Source organism: Oceanospirillum linum, from assembly GCF_001995095.2.
In the GTDB taxonomy this organism is placed as follows: Bacteria; Pseudomonadota; Gammaproteobacteria; order Pseudomonadales; family Halomonadaceae; genus Oceanospirillum; species Oceanospirillum linum.
In genome coordinates, this window is sequence record NZ_MTSD02000003.1 from 277345 (window position 1) to 294480 (window position 17136).

At 50.4% G+C, this 17136-nt stretch carries 14 protein-coding genes; 8 read left to right on the forward strand and 6 right to left on the reverse strand.

Translation table 11 applies throughout. The features are described from left to right. The first annotated feature begins 99 nt into the window (after nucleotides 1-99). Nucleotides 100-1728 carry a methyl-accepting chemotaxis protein gene (locus BTA35_RS09225; protein WP_078319522.1) on the forward strand — a complete coding sequence of 543 codons (1629 nt, stop codon included), beginning with the start codon at nucleotides 100-102 and terminating at the stop codon, nucleotides 1726-1728. A 210-nt stretch (nucleotides 1729-1938) separates the two neighbouring features. Further along, on the forward strand, nucleotides 1939-2286 hold the full coding sequence (locus BTA35_RS09230; RefSeq protein WP_078319523.1) for a cell division protein ZapB: 348 nt from the start codon (nucleotides 1939-1941) through the stop codon (nucleotides 2284-2286). A 132-nt stretch (nucleotides 2287-2418) separates the two neighbouring features. Here BTA35_RS09230 and rimI read toward each other — a convergent pair whose 3' ends face one another. From rimI to BTA35_RS09245, 3 genes are all read right to left on the reverse strand, one after another. Beyond that, complete coding sequence (gene rimI, locus BTA35_RS09235) at nucleotides 2419-2865, reverse strand: ribosomal protein S18-alanine N-acetyltransferase (protein ID WP_078319524.1); 447 nt, start codon at nucleotides 2863-2865, stop codon at nucleotides 2419-2421. Next, nucleotides 2862-3695 (reverse strand): hypothetical protein, encoded by an 834-nt coding sequence (locus tag BTA35_RS09240; RefSeq protein ID WP_078319525.1) that lies wholly within the window; start codon nucleotides 3693-3695, stop codon nucleotides 2862-2864. Before BTA35_RS09240 ends, rimI begins: the two co-directional genes overlap by 4 nt. 217 nt (nucleotides 3696-3912) lie before the next feature. Continuing rightward, entirely contained in the window at nucleotides 3913-5460 is a 1548-nt protein-coding gene (locus BTA35_RS09245; RefSeq protein WP_078319526.1) for a 2-isopropylmalate synthase, read from the reverse strand. Between the two features lie 511 nt (nucleotides 5461-5971). Here BTA35_RS09245 and BTA35_RS09255 point away from each other — a divergent pair. From BTA35_RS09255 to rapA, 3 genes are all read left to right on the forward strand, one after another. Then, nucleotides 5972-7000, forward strand: coding sequence for a thioredoxin fold domain-containing protein (locus tag BTA35_RS09255; protein WP_160054969.1), 1029 nt, complete (start codon nucleotides 5972-5974; stop codon nucleotides 6998-7000). Nucleotides 7001-7019: 19 nt separating this feature from the next. After that, nucleotides 7020-7868, forward strand: a complete 849-nt coding sequence (locus BTA35_RS09260) for a TlpA disulfide reductase family protein (protein ID WP_078319529.1) — start codon at nucleotides 7020-7022, stop codon at nucleotides 7866-7868. 185 nt (nucleotides 7869-8053) lie between these two features. After that, nucleotides 8054-10927, forward strand: coding sequence for an RNA polymerase-associated protein RapA (rapA, locus tag BTA35_RS09265; protein WP_078319530.1), 2874 nt, complete (start codon nucleotides 8054-8056; stop codon nucleotides 10925-10927). Between the two features lie 62 nt (nucleotides 10928-10989). Here the strand turns inward: rapA and BTA35_RS09270 are convergent, their stop codons facing one another. From BTA35_RS09270 to BTA35_RS09280, 3 genes are all read right to left on the reverse strand, one after another. Beyond that, a complete protein-coding gene (locus BTA35_RS09270; protein ID WP_078319531.1) occupies nucleotides 10990-11574 on the reverse strand; it encodes a hypothetical protein in 585 nt (194 codons plus the stop codon). Nucleotides 11575-11953: 379 nt separating this feature from the next. Then, complete coding sequence (locus BTA35_RS09275; protein ID WP_078319532.1) at nucleotides 11954-13342, reverse strand: HD-GYP domain-containing protein; 1389 nt, start codon at nucleotides 13340-13342, stop codon at nucleotides 11954-11956. 185 nt (nucleotides 13343-13527) lie between these two features. Next, nucleotides 13528-14424 (reverse strand): TIGR01777 family oxidoreductase, encoded by an 897-nt coding sequence (locus BTA35_RS09280; protein ID WP_078319533.1) that lies wholly within the window; start codon nucleotides 14422-14424, stop codon nucleotides 13528-13530. A gap of 152 nt (nucleotides 14425-14576) precedes the next feature. On the opposite strand from BTA35_RS09280, the gene BTA35_RS09285 reads away from it, so the two are divergent. From BTA35_RS09285 to BTA35_RS09295, 3 genes are all read left to right on the forward strand, one after another. Further along, a complete protein-coding gene (locus BTA35_RS09285; RefSeq protein ID WP_078319534.1) occupies nucleotides 14577-14993 on the forward strand; it encodes a sirohydrochlorin chelatase in 417 nt (138 codons plus the stop codon). Between the two features lie 128 nt (nucleotides 14994-15121). Then, nucleotides 15122-16105, forward strand: a complete 984-nt coding sequence (locus BTA35_RS09290) for a YbgA family protein (protein WP_078319535.1) — start codon at nucleotides 15122-15124, stop codon at nucleotides 16103-16105. A 33-nt stretch (nucleotides 16106-16138) separates the two neighbouring features. Next, on the forward strand, nucleotides 16139-17092 hold the full coding sequence (locus tag BTA35_RS09295; protein WP_078319536.1) for a MerR family transcriptional regulator: 954 nt from the start codon (nucleotides 16139-16141) through the stop codon (nucleotides 17090-17092). Nucleotides 17093-17136 lie beyond the last annotated feature (44 nt).

Below are 17136 nucleotides of genomic sequence, written 5' to 3' on the forward strand. Positions count from 1 at the left end.
AATCAAACAAAATACTACATACAAAGGGAATAAAACAAAAAAACCTAAATTAGGGCTGCAATAGTTATAAAAAGCCCAATTCATCCGAGGAACCTGACTATGCTAAGCCAATTATCCGTCGGCAGGAAGCTGGCATTAATGCTTGCCATTCCTATTGTGGGATTGCTGGTACTCTTTCTTATGGCAAGAAACGAACTGGATCACTTCGATGAGGGTGTCGATACTATCTATGAAGACAGGGTTGTCCCTCTTAAGCATCTCTATGAGATCAGTGTCGATTATGCGGTGCTTATTATTGATGCCGTAAACAAAGCCAATGCAGGCCTGATAACCGCCCAGGAAGCTATTGCCGGAATTGATAGTGCCACCAAAGATATTGAAGAAAACTGGAAACTTTACACCTCAACGCAGCTAACCAACGAAGAAGCACAGCTTGTTCAAGAGGCGGAGCAGCTCTTTAAACCTGCCAATCAGTCAATTGCTAAACTGCACAGCCACCTGAGCGATCTCAGCGGAACAGTCCCAAATCAACTGAACGGCTTTGACGGCGAGCTTTACGCGACGATTGATCCTATCGTCGATAAGATTGCTGAACTGATCAATCTGCAGCTACGTGTTGCCGGCGAACAGCGGCTACTTCTGAAAACAAATTATCAAACCAACAACATCATGATGATCATCGAACTCAGCATCGTTATTGTTATTATTGTTGTACTAGGGCTATTGGTGGCTCGTTCAATTACCGGCCCCCTATCAGTCATGCGCGATACCATTAATAATATTGAGACAAGCCATGATCTGACGCTACGTGTCAACGCTAACGGCAGCGATGAAGTAGCCCAGATTGCTCTGGCGGTTAACGGCATGATGAGTCAGTTTCAGCAACTGGTACAACAGGTGCTCCAGTCTGTACACAAGGTCTCGCAGGAGGCCGACAATCTCGCTCAGGCCAGCCAGCATACCAGTGATGGCATGATACGCCAGCAAGATGAGACCGACCATGTGGCCACTGCTATGAATGAAATGGTTGCCACAATCCAGGAGGTTGCCCGCCATGCCTCGGAGGCAGAAAGTGCCGCGCAGACAACCCGTAGCGAATCCGAAAATGGCGACCGGATTTTGCAGAAAAATAACCAGATTATCGAATCTCTGGCGCAAGAGGTTGAAAATGCTTCCCAGGTAGTTTCATCGTTAGAAAATGAAGCCCAGAGCATCGCTTTAGTGATCGATGTCATCAAAGGGGTCGCCGAACAAACGAATCTATTGGCCCTGAATGCAGCGATTGAGGCAGCCCGTGCCGGAGAGCAAGGTCGGGGCTTTGCTGTCGTTGCAGATGAAGTGCGCAGTCTTGCTCAAAAAACCCAGGAATCCACCCAGGAGATCGAAGGCGTCATAGTCCGGGTTCAGGAAAGCAGCCGAAATGCTGCCGCAGTGATGCAGAGAAGCCAGGAGCGCGCTAAGGCCGGCCTTGAACAGAGCGCCAAAACCAGTGCAGCACTTGCCCAGGTTACCCATCACGTTACGCTGATCAGTGATATGAACAGCCAGATTGCAACTGCAGTCGAAGAGCAAAGCGCTACAGCAGATGAAATGAACCGAAGTGTCGTTAGCATTGCTGAAGTGACCAGAGACTCAACTTCAGCATCCCATCAGACAGCGGCAGCCAGTGAGGAGCTATCTCTCTTATCCACTGACCTTCACAGCATGGTCTCTCGCTTTCAGGTCTGACAGATTAATTCACCTTCCGGTGTTAAAACCTGCTTTTTCCACCGGATACTTGCTCCTATAATAGAGGCAGTTGCCTAATATTATTCAACGGTACACTGTCATCTGACTGCAGTCAGTATTAAGGTTGCAGGAAGCATCGTAGTTATAAAAAGTACCAACGCGCATTGTGAATAAAATATTATTCACACTAAGCACTTAGGAGTGTTAGATATGAGTCTGGATCTGCTAAACGAATTAGAAAAACGTGTTCAGTCTGCGGTAAGCACTATCGAAGATCTGAAACTGGAAATTGAACAGCTCAAGGAAGAAAATACAGCTCTGATCTCAGAAAAGGATGCCTGGGAGGGTCGTTTGGCAGAACTGCTGGGTAAATTTGATCTGATTGACGGTACTGCACCTGATACCACTGAAGAAGTATCTGGGCTTGCTGCTGAAAGCGATTCAGAAGAAAGCCTGGAAGATGAGACTCTGGCTAATCAAGCCTTTGAACAGGATTTTTCGGAGGCAACAGAGGAGCCGGAGCAGAGCAACGGCTTTAGCAGTAATAACAATTTCTGATCTTAAACAGATCTGAAAAGATAAAAACCGGCTTTTAACATACCTCTCAATAGTTGGGTTCCCATCATTGAAGGTCGCGTCATTCAGCCGGTTTTTTGTACCGGATAAAAAATGCTGAGACCTGCCCTGTTTTTAGGTCAGGTCACAGGACATCAGAATAGCATTCTCCCGCCCCTCACCTGGCACGGCGTAATAATCCTTACGCACGCCATCTTCGGTAAATCCCAACTTACGGTACAAATGCAAAGCAGATACGTTGCTCTCTCTTACCTCCAGAAGAATCAGTGCCAGATTTTGCTCCCGAGCCTGATCCATTACGGCTTCAAGTAAGAAAGCACCAATACCTTGTCCCTGAAGAGAGTCCTGCACCGCAATATTATGCAAGTGCCATTCATCAGCAATTTTCTGCAACATCGCATACCCAACCAAACGATCCTGAATAAAAACCCCCAGTAAAGTATCACCCCGCTGGAGTCCAAGCTCAAACATCAGACGGGTCCATGGGGTCAGGTGCGCAGCCCGCTCTATCGGCATGACCGCATCCAACTCCAGAATGCCGACCTCACGAATTTTCTTCATACCTGATCTCTCTGGTGTTTGCGCTCCAACAAGCGATATAGTAACTGGCGCTTCCCGTCCGCCTGCCTCATCACATCGGTCAGGCTCATTGGATGATGCAGTGTAATATTCAGTAAGCCTTCGCTTTCAGCGATCAGTTCCGGCAGATCACCAAACCACCAGCACTCCTGGTTAGGCTTACAGCCCAATCGTGCCCCCTTAACCAGCGCCTGAAACACCTGAACAAACTCCTGCTCACGGCAAACCGCAGGCATTCCTGCCAAAGGCCAAACAAAAGGCAGGCTCACCACAGACTCCTTAAAGCCCACCAGATGCAGTATGGACTGAGCAAAAGGCAGAAACAGTTGTTCAGAATCACCATGCTCACCAAAATGGCTGACAATCAACGGACGATCACCCTGTTGCCGGATAAAAACCAACTGGAGTCGTTCAGGCACCCGGTTAACCTTGCCTGCAGGTGCTGCCAGCGCATCCATAGGGTCCTGCGATCCAGCTTTTCCTGACGCGGTATTCTGCCTGTCAGGCTGAGCCGGTGCATCCGCCTCCCCATGGGTGCCGACCTGAATAACGGGTGGCTCCGCTTTATTCCGGGAAGGCACACTGACCGCAGACGGAATACCAGTTGAGGCTGAATCCATAGAGCGGGCGGAAGGCATCGATTCTGGCGAAATCTCTTTCCCGGGTCGCAAACGATCCAGAGGCGAGGTTTGCTTAGGCACTTCATGATAGAAATACGCAGACGGCCGAGCGCCGGACAGAGGCTGCCGGGGCATCCAGCTGACAACTCCCAGCTGGTGAAGATAATCGAGCCGTTGGTTTTCATTCAGCACGGGGCGATAACATCCTATGAAACATAATGAATAAGCGTTGAAGACCTGTAAGCTTTATTAAAGCAGCGGCCCGCAGCCGGAAAAGATTTCGGCCAGAAACAACAAAAAAGCGACAGGCATTATACCTGTCGCCCTCTTCATTGAATATCTAAGAACCGGCATTGAATATCTCACAGCCGATATTGTATATCCAAGAATTAAAATCCAGTGGATTCAATCAGACTGCAGCCCCTTGCGGGTGCTTGCGTTCAACCTGACTGACCAGTGCATTCAAAGCGTGAACATAGGCTTTTGCCGAAGCGATAACAATATCGGTATCGGCACCCAGACCGGTCACCAGACGTCCAGCTTTATCCAAACGCACCGTAACCTCTCCCTGAGAGTCAGTACCACTAGTGATCGCATTCACTGAGTACAGCTCCAGCACGGTATCGCTGTTTACAATCTTCTCAATCGCCTTGAAGGTTGCATCCACAGGGCCACTGCCTTCCGATTCAGCGGCTACTTCCTGACCATCAACACTCAACACCACTTTCGCCAAAGGCGTCTCACCGGTTTTAGACTGCACCTCAAGAGTTTCCAGGCGGTAGCGCTCAACCGCATTGGTCACACGACTATCACTGACCAGGGCCTGCAGGTCCTCATCGTAGATCTCATGTTTTTTATCTGCCAACTGCTTAAACAGGGCAAAGGCGTGGTTCAGCTCCGCTTCCGAATCAAAGCTGATACCCAGATCCGTCAGGCGGGAACGGAACGCGTTCCGACCGGAGTGCTTGCCCAGCACAATAGCGTTGGTGTTCCATCCTACATCCTGAGCCTTCATGATCTCGTAGGTTTCGCGATGTTTGAGTACACCATCCTGATGAATACCGGACTCATGGGCGAAGGCATTTTTCCCCACAATCGCCTTGTTCGGCTGCACCGGAAAGCCGGTCACCGTGGAAACCAGCCGGGAGGTGGGTACAATATGCAGCGGTTCGATCCGGGTTTGCACCGTGAAGATATCAGGGCGAGTCCGGATGCCCATCACAACCTCTTCCAATGAAGCATTACCGGCCCGCTCACCAAGACCATTGATGGTGCATTCCACCTGACGGGCACCGGCCTGAACCGCGGCCAGGGAGTTCGCCACCGCCAGCCCCAGGTCATTATGGCAATGCACTGAGAAGATCGCTTTGTCTGCATTGGGTATACGGTTTAACAGCTGACGAATAGTCTCTGCAAACTGATCCGGTATCGCATAACCTACTGTATCCGGAATATTGATCGTGGTAGCGCCAGCATCGATAGCCGCTTCAATAATGCGGCAGAGGAAATCGATCTCTGAACGACCGGCATCCTCACAGGAAAACTCAACATCAGAGATCAGGCTGCGGGCTTTTTTCACCGCCCGGACCGCCTGCTCAATCACCTGTTCCGGCTGCATCTGCAGTTTGTACTGCATGTGAATTGGTGAGGTGGCAATAAAGGTGTGAATACGCCCGGAATTGGCACCCGCCAGGGCTTCCGCCGCCCGCTCAATATCGGCATCCAAAGCGCGGGACAGACTACAGACGGTACTGTCTTTCACACTATCAGCAACCGCCTTAACCGCGTCAAAATCCCCAGGGCTGGCGATAGCAAAACCCGCCTCAATCACATCTACTTTCATCTTTTCCAGATGTTTGGCGATACGCACCTTCTCATCTTTGGTCATGGATGCGCCGGGACTCTGTTCACCGTCCCGTAAGGTGGTATCAAAAATTACCAGATGATCGTTACTCATGTTTATCTCCTGCATGGGGCCGTAAATTCCTTTTATGCCCCTGTATTGTCTGATGCTCCGGTCGCAGCCAAGGTTCGTCTGCGCCTGAGCTTTTTACTTTTTATTTGACTATAGCGCCAGCATCAGACCTTGCCAACTCTGGCCCGCAGGGATAAACAAGATTCAAACTACCGGTGTCGGTCTAATAGTTTTTTATTACGTGCATAACGGCGAAAAAGCCATATTAGTAATGCTGAACACAACATAAGCCCCAGAACGGTCCCCTGCCAAAAAATGGCAACGTCATAGGTTCGTAGCAGGAAAATGATTATAAAACCAACCAACTGACTGGCCACAGCCATCAGTCGCAAGCCGTCATTCATAGCGTTTTACCTGTGGTTAGTGGAGATTTTCACCCCAGTTAAGGAACCCATAGCCTGAACTGCGTTCTGAAGCAGGATCGTTTACAATGCGTCTGGGATCGTTTCAGATTTACACCTATTATTTCAAATTCAAACAATATGGCGGCCAAATGCTAAGAACAAGATCTTTCGCTGTTGCATTCTCACTGGCTCTTTTCGGAGCAGGTCTTCACACGGCTCAGGCCAGCCTGAACACGCACCAGACCGGCAACGAAGCACCTGCAACCCAGATAGCGACCGTATCAACATCAAGTACGTCAGAAAAGAATCCATCATCAGACTTAGCCGCCAAAGGCAGCGAAAGCATGGTAAGTCTGCCCTTACCTATCTCCCGGGCTCTTGAGCAGGGATTGGTGCTGGAAAGCCAGTTTAATGCGGAATCCGGCCTGACAGGCTGGGTACTCTCCCTTGATGGTCAGTTTACTCTGGTTTATACCACACCAGACCAGCGCACACTGATCTCTGGCGCCCTGATCAATGAAGCGGGCCAGAACCTATCTGAACGTTATGCCCAACAATACTTCCCAAAGCCTGATATTGCGTTGCTGGAAGAAGCAACTTATATCAGTGTTGGAGCGCCAAAAGAGCTTAATCTTCCCGATTCAGCCACAGCACCGGTTGATGCCAACCCGAACAGCGAAAGCACTAGCACCCATGCAGAGTCCGGAGCGGAACCTGCAATTGAACAAGCCATTGAAGCCAAGCGTGTTATCTACGCGTTTTTTGATCCCAACTGCCCTTTTTGCCATCTCGCATGGAAAGCCTTTCAGCCTTATATAGATAAAGGGGTTGAGATCCGTTGGATTCCGGTCGCCTTCCTGAACCCGGAAAGCCGGGATAAAGCAGCCGCTATTCTGCAAAGCCGGAACCCGGAGGACGAACTGACAGAAAGTATGCGCCTGTTCAATACAGAGCAGCAGCCAACAGCAGCATTAAAAGAAACGTCCCGCCGCCAGCTGCAAAGCAATATGAAGCTGATGCAACGTTTTGGGATTCAGGGAACACCCGGGCTGGTCTGGGCGGATGAGAACGGTGAACTGAAGGTTCGCAGTGGTATGCCAAAGCTGGGGGATTTTTCCCACATAACAGGACTACCGGAACAACCTCAGACAGACCCGGAGTTATTCCGTTTTCGTTGAACCATAAAGGACCCACACCATGGATGCTGTTTCACTCGGCCCTTTTATGCTATCAGCCAAAGTGATCTACCTGATCACTTCCGTGGTTCTCTTTTTTATCGGAGCAGAACTACTGCAATGGCTGAAGGTAAAAAAATGGCCTGACAGCACCTTCAGTTTCAGTCATTGGGCTCAAAACAGCTTTTGGTTTGGCTTAATTCTGGGCCGATTGACATATGCTGTTCAGCACTTTGATAGCTATCGTCATGACCTGATCTCTGTCCTTTATTTCTGGCAGCCCGGCTACTCTATCACAGCAGCCCTGATCGCAGCAGTTGCGGTTAGTTTCTGGTTTTTCCGCTCGCCTAAATGGCTTCTGATCAGTCTTACCTGGCTGACAGGTTGCACTCTGGCCTGGTTTACCCTTTCTGCTCTTGACCCTATCAGCAGTAATAAGCAGCAGAAAATCCCCGAACTCACTCTGACAGCGCTTCACCAGGATAGTCCTTACACCAGACCCATCTTTCTTCCGGAACAGCAAGGTGCCGTGATCCTGAACATCTGGGCGAGCTGGTGTGGCCCTTGTCGCCGGGAGATGCCATCCCTGGTTAAATTTGCAAAGGACTACCCTGAAGTAAAGCTCTGGCTGGTAAACCAAGGGGAGTCACCTCAGATGGTACGGCGCTTTATTGAAAACAGTGATAGCGTTATACCGGAGCAGATAATACTTCTCGACCCCAGTCAAAGCCTGATACAAGCGATTCAGGGCGTTGGCCTGCCAATAACACTGGCCTACAGGGATGGACAGCTGATGGATAGCCACACAGGAGAGGTCAATCACGCTCGCCTGAGAGAGATGACAAAAGCAATCCTGCCAGAAGAGCCGTAATTCCCTGCTCACCTCTTCCCATGATCTATGCTTGAAAGCACTGGGGATACGGCAATAAATCCGTTAACATAGCGCCCTTTTTTCCCGGCCAGGCCACTTCAGTCATTTATCAGCTGAAGGGGCACCCCGGAAAGCGACACCACTTTCTTATTTGCTAACTTATTACCCACGTTAAAGAGGTATACATGCTGCCCTACATTCCCGGACAACGATGGATCAGTGACGCCGAAAGCGACTTAGGATTAGGAACCATTCTGACCTGCGATATGCGAAGCGTAACCGTGCTGTTTCCTGCTTCGGGAGAGACCCGCGTATATGCCACCCGTTCAGCTCCGCTCACCCGGGTGTCTTTCTCCAGTGGTGACCAGATCGAAAGCCATGAAGGTGAGCGTTTTATCGTTGCTACCGCACTGGAAGAAGACGGTCTGCTGGTTTATATCTGCCTCGACGCCCAGGGCAATGAGAAAGAAGTGCCTGAGACGCACCTGAACAATCACCTCAGCCTGCAGAAAGCAAAAGACCGCCTGCTGACCGGCCAGATCGATCGTAATGACTGGTTTAACTTGCGTTACCGCACCTTACTGCACAGTGATAAGCAAAGCCGTGCCGCCATTCAGGGCTTATCCGGTGCCCGAATGGCACTTATCCCTCGCCAGCTCTATATCGCCCATAGTGTTGGAAGTCGTTACGCTCCCCGGGTTTTGCTGGCTGATGAAGTAGGCTTGGGTAAGACCGTAGAAGCGGGACTCATTCTGCATCGCCAGTGGCTCACCGGAAACGCCCAGCGCATTCTGATTGTGGTGCCGGAGTCTCTGCAAAACCAGTGGCTGGTAGAAATGCTTCGCCGTTTTAATCTGCAGTTCAGCCTGTTTGATTACGAGCGGTGTGCCCAGTACCCCGGTCAGAACGCCTTTGAACAGGCGCAACTGGTGATCTGCAGCCTGGAACTACTGACGGACCACCCCGAGCTTCAGGAGCAGGCTGTTGCCGCCCAGTGGGACACTCTTGTTGTCGATGAAGCTCACCACCTTGAGTGGCACCCGGAGGCTCCGAGTCAGGCCTATCAGTGCATCGAGCAGCTAGCAGAAGACACCTCTGGCCTGCTTCTGCTGACGGCAACGCCAGAGCAGCTGGGAAAAGCCAGCCACTTTGCCCGCCTTCGCCTGTTAGACCCGGAGCGTTACTCAAGTTTTGAGCAGTTCGAGCAGGAAGAAGGCCAGTACCAGCCCATTGCTGAAGCGGTTGAAGCCTTAGAAGAGATCGCCGATGGTGAACCGGCCACCCAGACGGTTATCGCTCAGCTCCGTGACCTGCTGCCAGAGTCGGACGCTCAGGCACTGATTGAGCTGATTGAAAACGATGAAGCGGATCTGGAGCAGATCGATTCCGCCTGCACCCAGTTACAGGGGCAACTCCTGGACCGTCACGGCACCGGGCGCGTTTTATTCCGCAACACCCGTGACACGGTCACCGGCTTTAAGCAGCGCCAACTACAGAGCCACCCACTGGAGCTACCGGAAGCCTATGAGACTCAGATGTCTTCTTCTGAATTGCAGGCCCACCTGAGCCCGGAACAGTACATCGAAGATGCCTTAGTAACCGATAACTGGGCTAAAGATGACAGCCGTTTCCAATGGCTTCTCGAACATCTGCACAATCACGACGACGAGAAAACGCTGTTGATCTGCCATAGAGCCGCCAGCGCCCTGGCTCTGTCTGAAGCACTGAAAGAGGCCACCGGCCTGCACGCACCAGCCTTCCACGAAGGCCTGAGCATTCTGGAGCGTGACCGTGCCGCCGCCTGGTTTGCCGATCATGAGTCCGGCCCTCCGGTACTGATCTGTTCGGAAATTGGCAGTGAAGGCCGTAACTTTCAGTTTGCCCGTCACCTTGTGCTGTTTGATCTGCCGCCGAACCCGGATCTTCTGGAACAGCGTATCGGCCGCCTCGACCGTATCGGTCAGCAGCACGATATTCAGATCCATGTGCCCTACTTTGAAGAATCCGGTCAGCAGGATCTTCTGGAGTGGTACGACAGAGGTCTTAACGCCTTTACCGCACCCTGTCCTGCAGCTTCTGCACTCTTTGCCGAGTTTGGCGAAGCAGTTTCTGATGCCATCATCAGCCAGGATGCTGAACGCCTTGAGCAACTCACTGAAGCCACCGCACAACGTCGTCAGGAACTGAATGCCGCCATGCAGGCGGGCCGTGATCGCCCACTGGAGCGTAACGCCTGTCGTCCGCAGGACGCACAGGAACTGGTCAATGCCATTGAAGCTCAGGATGAACCGGAAGCACTGAATACCTGGCTGGAAAATGCGCTGGATATCTTTGGTGTTAACAGCGAAGAGACCGGCGAGTTCAGCTGGCATCTGACACCAGGTGAACACATGCTTAACTCGGATCTGCCGGGGCTCGACAACGAAGATGGCTTCTCCATGACCACCAGTCGCGACTATGCCCTGCACCGTGAAGACCTGCAGTTCTTTAGCTGGGAACACCCGTTTGTACAAGCCCTACAGGAGCAGGTTGTTTCAGGCAGTCTCGGCAATAACGCCGTCAGCATCTTCAAAACCAAGGCGCTGCCGGAAGGTACACTGCTGTTAGAAGTGATCGCAGCCATTCACTGCGCCGCACCAAAACATCTGCAGATCGGCCGTTACCTGCCACCAACCACTATGCGCTTCCTGCTGGATGAGCGTGGCAATGATCTGGGCAAAAAAGTCAGCTTTGAGGGTCTGAGCCCAAAACTGGATAGACTGAAAAAAGCCACCGCGCGGGAAGTTGTGAAACTACGCCAGGAACAGATACGCGAACTGGTGGATACCGCGGACAGCCGCGCCAATGACATTCTGCCAACGGTGATCGAAGAGGCACAGCTGAAGATGCAGTCTCTGCTGTACCCTGAGGTGCAGCGCATGAAAGCCCTGCGCGAGGTAAACCCATCGATCCGTGATATCGAAGTCAAAGCACTGGAGATGGAGTATCTTGCTGTGGCCGATGCGCTGGAAAAAGCGCGGGTGAATATCGAAGGTATCCGGGTGATTGTGACGGCATAACGTCACCAATCAGAGATAAAAAAGAGCCGCAGGGTTTAACCCCTACGGCTCTTTTTTTATGCCTAAAAGTGGTAATTGATATTGTGCTCAACAAATACGCTTCTTGGTTCAAAGAGAAATACCGGGCTTTTTTCACACAACTGATGCATTGCGTAGGACAAAGAATCCCTGAAGGTATTGAATAAAGACTCCTGCTCAGCACTGTGAAGCTCTGCATCTAAGTTAAGAATCAGAGCTCTGCATGGATCTGGTGCATCTTCATCTTCAGCAAATACCGGATCAGGAGAACACCGATACCACTCCATTGGGAAAAGATAGTGTTCCGTTAAAGAGCTGACAGCTTCATCTACGAATCGCTTTAAAGAAGTCAAACTTCTATACGCCTCAGTAATAAAGATACAGTTAAGGCGGGCTGTCATATGAAACTGTGGGTATTCATCGATTTCATACCAGTCGCTATCTAACCAGATATTAATAAAACCGATATAGTCCTCACCTTCCTTCAAAGCGAACGTAACCTGGCTGGGGTTAAAAGGCTGGTCTATATTCTGCGTTGCGGCTGCCCGACTGAATACACAATCACCATAAGCCTCTTTAAAAAGAGGTTCTAAAACATCTACGTCACTATAAAAAATTCGCTCAACCACAATAAAACTCCTGACAAAAACTGGTTTCCTTTTTAAGAAAACACAAGTCTGTTATACGTCAAGAGGGCTTATGGCGGTTAAATTGTAAAAAAACGTACCGATTACGGCTGCAAATTTCTAGAGCAATTCTGCTCATTTGTTATACAAAATAACGCTCTATTTTACAGATAGGATTAGGGAGAAATAATCGATTCGATCAGCCAAGTACCAGTACATTTAGGAACTCTAAGCGCCTTTGCCGTAATCGCATGTATCTATTTTGGGCTTGAATGGCTTGAAAAAAGATTGCTAAAGAGGAGAAAAAACAGTGATGGGAAAAGATGAAAGAAAAGCAATAAAGCCTCCAGCAAGAGGCTTTCAGCTTATCCGTGTTAACGTATCACTCATTCGCCATGGCTGCAGTCTGCTCTTCAGGCTCAGGTGCTTCCGGATCAATAAGGCCAGGGCGAGGCAGTAGTGGCTGCATCTTCTTATAGAGCGCCTCAATCTTGGCTTTATCTTCAGCGGGAAGCTTGTCATTCCAGGAGAGTTCAACCGCCAGTCGCCAAAGGTGACGGAAGCGCCAGAGCAAACAAGTTAATAGTTCCGAGATTTCAGACATCTCAACCTGATCGATCTGGTCTTTATTTTTCTCTCCCCAACCAAGCCATTCCGACAGATGCTCGGACCCCATACCTGCGGAATCACGCACCCAGCGCAACTGGGTAATACACTCGGAAACACCCCTGGCGATACGTGAACAAGGGTAGTCAGACGCAATATCAAAAAGCTCAACAGCCATCTCAAAGAGCTGGTGTACCTGATCGTTCTGGCGGGAAACACTTCCGACATTAACTTCAGGTAACGCTTTATTAACATGGGAAGAAATTTTTGGCTCTTTCAGCACTGCAAGCAAGGCTTCAACATTACGCACACCAAAAGTGCTCATATTGACTTCAAGATAGGCATTCCAGGTCAGAATTGTCCTGCTGGTACGCTCTTTATCATAAAAAATATCAAATAGCTGATCAGCCAGCCCAACCAGTGGTGCTGCCCAGTTAATCTCTTTTGCAGGCTTTTGTGCAGGATAACCTGACCGGTCACAACGCTCCTGATGATCTGCAACAGCACTCAACACATCTTCATCATAAATTTTGCGCCCTTCCAAAATGATACGAGCCACAATCGGATGCGTTTTAAGGGCGCGCCATTGCTGGTAAGTCAAACCTTCCTGTTTAGTCGCGGCCTCTACGGGTATATGCAGCAAACCAATATCATGGCTCAGGCCTGCAGCAAAAGCAGAGAAGTAACTCTGGTGTGGTAAATCCTGTATCTTTGCCAATAGCGGAGCCATCCAGGCACAGAACAAGCTTCGCTTATAGAGATCCGGCATCACTTCCTGCATCACTGTCAGGCGTTGCAGAATCTGAGCGGGTATCGGCTTAACAAAAAGAAGTTGCCGGAGAGTTACTTCAAATTCAAAGTGCTGATGCAGCAAGTTGAGTTCTGACTCACTCTCAACCAACTCCAGAATCTGATTTAAAATGTCATAAACGGTAAGAGGGTTTGCAACACTGATAGACTGATCAAGTTCTTTTTTGAGCTTATGTTGAACCAGGTGACCCGCAACCTTCTGATTGATCACTGCCCCTTTTTTCAACAGCAGAACACCATGTTCATTCAGGATATCTTCGGAGGCTGTCGCAGGGTGAGTATCTTGGACATCAGCCAGATGATTGACATACTCATCGGTCTGGTTCAGTTCATATTCGTTGTTCTCTTCTGACATCCAAAACGCCCCTAAAATGCCATTACAAGCTGCTATCGAAGTGAGCTATTCCTGAGGGAATAAGTCATCTATCAAAATAGATGCCCCTGAATACAAGGGATAAAACACCAGCTCACCTTTCCGTTAATACCTGCCATAATAACAAACTAAACCGCTTTGAAAATATTTCTCGTGTCTCCCTGACGCTATCGCTCTAAAATCTGCGCAAGTGCGGGCCTGACAGTAGGATACTGAAATACAAAACCAGCCTTTTCTAATCGATAGGGGACGACTTTAGCCCCCGTCAGCAGCATCTGTGATAGCTCCCCCAGCGCCAGCTTTAGCAGCCAAGCAGGAACCGGCATCAGCATAGGGCGCTTCAGAACCCCTGCCAGAATACGGCTAAAGGTCGCATTACGTACCGGAGTTGGCGCTGCACCATTAAAAGCACCACTCATATCATCTCTTTGAATCAGAAAAAGAATGATATTGACCAGGTCCTCTCTGTGAATCCAGGGCATATAGTGCTGACCGGAGCCTAAGCGCCCTCCGAGCCCCAGCTTAAAGGGTGTCAGCAAGCGGTCTAACATACCGCCATCCGGCCCCAGAACCAGACCTGTTCTTAACAAACAAACCCTTACACCACTCTGCTCTGCTGCCAGTGCCTCAGTTTCCCACTCGACACACAGGCGATGGGCAAACTCATCATGGGCCGCAGATAGTTCAGTAACCTCATCATCACCGTGAGCCCCATAGAACCCGATGGCAGAGCCACTGATCAGCACTTTGGGCTTATGACCTGCCTCTTCAGCAAAACGTACCAGCTGGCGGGTTGGTCGTAGACGGCTTTGCAACAGCTCGTCTTTTCGGGCGTCGCTCCAGCGAGCATCAGCGATAGGAGCACCCGCCAAGTTGATCATTACATCAATGGGCTGGCCCAGCCACTGCAAAGGATCAGAAGCTGCATTCACCGGACGCCCAATAATAGAATTCACTTGATCCGGCCAGCGACTGACAACGTAAAGCACATGCCCTTCATCCAAAAGACGATGGCAAAGAGCCTTACCAATAAAACCTGTGCCACCTGTAAGCATAATGTTCATCTGGTACGCCTCCTGCCAGTCAATCACACTACATTGAGTATGATTTAAAACTGATAAATTTGTATAATTTTTTTGATCTTGTACAAGTATACCCCTGAGACACGCTTTCGGATCAGACCCCTTAGATAACACTCGCTAAAAAGGCTTCCGCTATGTCCGCAACCGCCCCGACATCACTTGAGAATAACGACCGCCAGACACTGCTTGTACTTCTGGCCCATGGCAGTAGCGACCCCGCCTGGCAGAAACCCTTCAGGGAGATGGCCGACAGTATTGCAGCTAACCAGCCACACCCGGTAAGACTAGGATTTATGGAGCTTTGCGGGCCTTCCCTTGAGGATATTGCCAATGAACAGTCTGCGGATCAGATGATTGATATTGAAATTCTGCCACTGTTTTTTTCCGCAGGCCGCCACCTCAGACAGGATGTTCCCAGGCAGATTCATGAACTGAATAAACGCTTCCAACACCTTACTTTTACGCTGCATGACCCGGTGGGATTTCACCCCAAAATGACCGAGGCCCTAACTTCGATTGCAGCTGATCTCAATTTCTTCGATAAAAAATAATTGTACAAATTGTTTTTTTTGTACAATTATTAGCAGACACCAACAGGTTACTACCTATACTTATAGTCATAGAAAACCTGATGCACTACCCATTAACGTAAGCCAGTGTCTGACAGAGGTCTGCTGCTATGAAAAATGCCACCACAGCATCACAAACATCATTTTTTCCGGATCGGGAAATTCGCATCGGCATCAGCCAGTGCCTGCTGGGAGAACAGGTTCGTTTTGATGGCGGACACAAACACGCTCGCTACTGCACAGATGTTCTGGCAAAACACTTCACCTTTATACCAACCTGCCCTGAAGTGGGAGCAGGTATGAGCATCCCCCGGGAACCGATCCGGCTGGTCAGCATGCAGGATGAAATACGAGTACGGGGTACTAAGAGTGATGATGACTATACCGAGCAGCTAACCCAGTTCAGCGAACGCACTGTTAGTCAGCTGACGGGCCTGAGTGGCTATGTTCTGCTGGGCAAGTCACCTAGCTGTGGCATGGCCCGCGTTAAGGTATATCGTGAAAATGGCAACCGGTCAGATATATCCCAGGGTGGTATCTTTGCTGAAACATTAATGCGCACCTATCCCGAGCTACCGGTTGAGGAAAGCGGGCGCCTGACCGATCCTCAGTTGCGGGAGAGCTTTCTGACCCGTGTTTACGCCTACAACACTTGGCTGGCGCTGGAAGAAGCGGGTATGACACCCAAAGCACTGCTCGATTTTCACACCCAATACAAACCCCTGCTAATGGCCCACAACCAGCAGGCTTATCGGGATCTGGGCAAATGGCTGGCCGGTGTAGATAAAGCCAGCGCCGAGCAGAAGGCCAAAGAATATCTGCCTAAATTTATGGCGATTCTGAAAGAACCGGCCACCCGTGAAAATCACACCAACACCCTGATGCACCTGCAAGGCTACCTGAAAGAGAAGCTGACCAGCTCAGAACGCCAGAATCTGCGTCAGACCCTTGATAATTACCGCACCGGTATGATCCCGCTGATAGCGCCTCTGGTACTGATGCGTCATCTTTTTGAGGTACATGGTTGCGAATATGCCGGTAACTATCGCTATCTATACCCTTACCCGGAAGACCTGGCCATTGACGGCGTGTAATACAAACTACTTAAGCGAATCAGCAGGAATATCATGAGCCAACCCCATACACTCCATCCCTTCAGTTCAACAGAAGTTGCCCGAACGGAAGATCGCTGGCTACCTATCCGGGAAGTTTCTGAGCGCACTGGCGTCAACTCAGTCACGCTCCGCGCCTGGGAACGTCGTTACGGCCTGATCAAACCTCAGCGTACCCACAAGGGACACCGACTCTACTCAGAGTTTGATATCGAACGTATCGAGCAGATTCAGCAATGGCTGGGCCGAGGGGTTTCTGTGGGGCAGGTCGCTAAGCTGTTACCACCATTGACCGAACGGGAAGCCGCTGCCCAGGGATCAAGCCCGACAATACCGTCGGCCAACCCTGAGCCGGATTGGCAACCGGTATTGGATGAATCCATGGCGGCGTTACATCAGGGCAATATCATCCGCTTTGACCAGACACTGAATCAGGTAAGTGCCATCTATCCCGCAGCTCTGCTGATGCGTTTTTTCTGGCAGCCACTGCTGGCCACTCTGGCCGCCGAACCCGAGGGCGAGCGCCGTCAACTGGTGCAGTTACAGTTGGACAGCTATCTTCGCAACCTTGTCGGTGCACGTCTGATGCATCGTAATCTACAGGCTAAAGAGCAGAAACGTCTGCTGATCAGCCACCTGCCAACGCAGTCCCCTAAGTTTGAACTCTGGCTGGCAGCACTGATGTGTACCGATCTGAATATTCCCGTGCTGCTGATGGATGGGTTACCGGGATGGTCGCTACTGCACCTGATTGAACAGCAGCAACCCCTGAGTGGCGTTTTACTGCTGGGCAATGAGAAAACCGCACCACTGAAGCAGAGTGAGCAGCAGCAGCTTAAGACGATGAACCCACCCTGCTGGCTGGCTGGCCCTCTGGCCAGGATTCAGCCGGATATTTTTACCGAGTGCGGCTGGCAGATCGCTGAAGACTGGCCGGAGCTACTGAACGAAAAGCGACAGGAGTTCTGATGCTGTCAGCATCAAAAACGCCTGCATTGAACCGGTAGAGACAG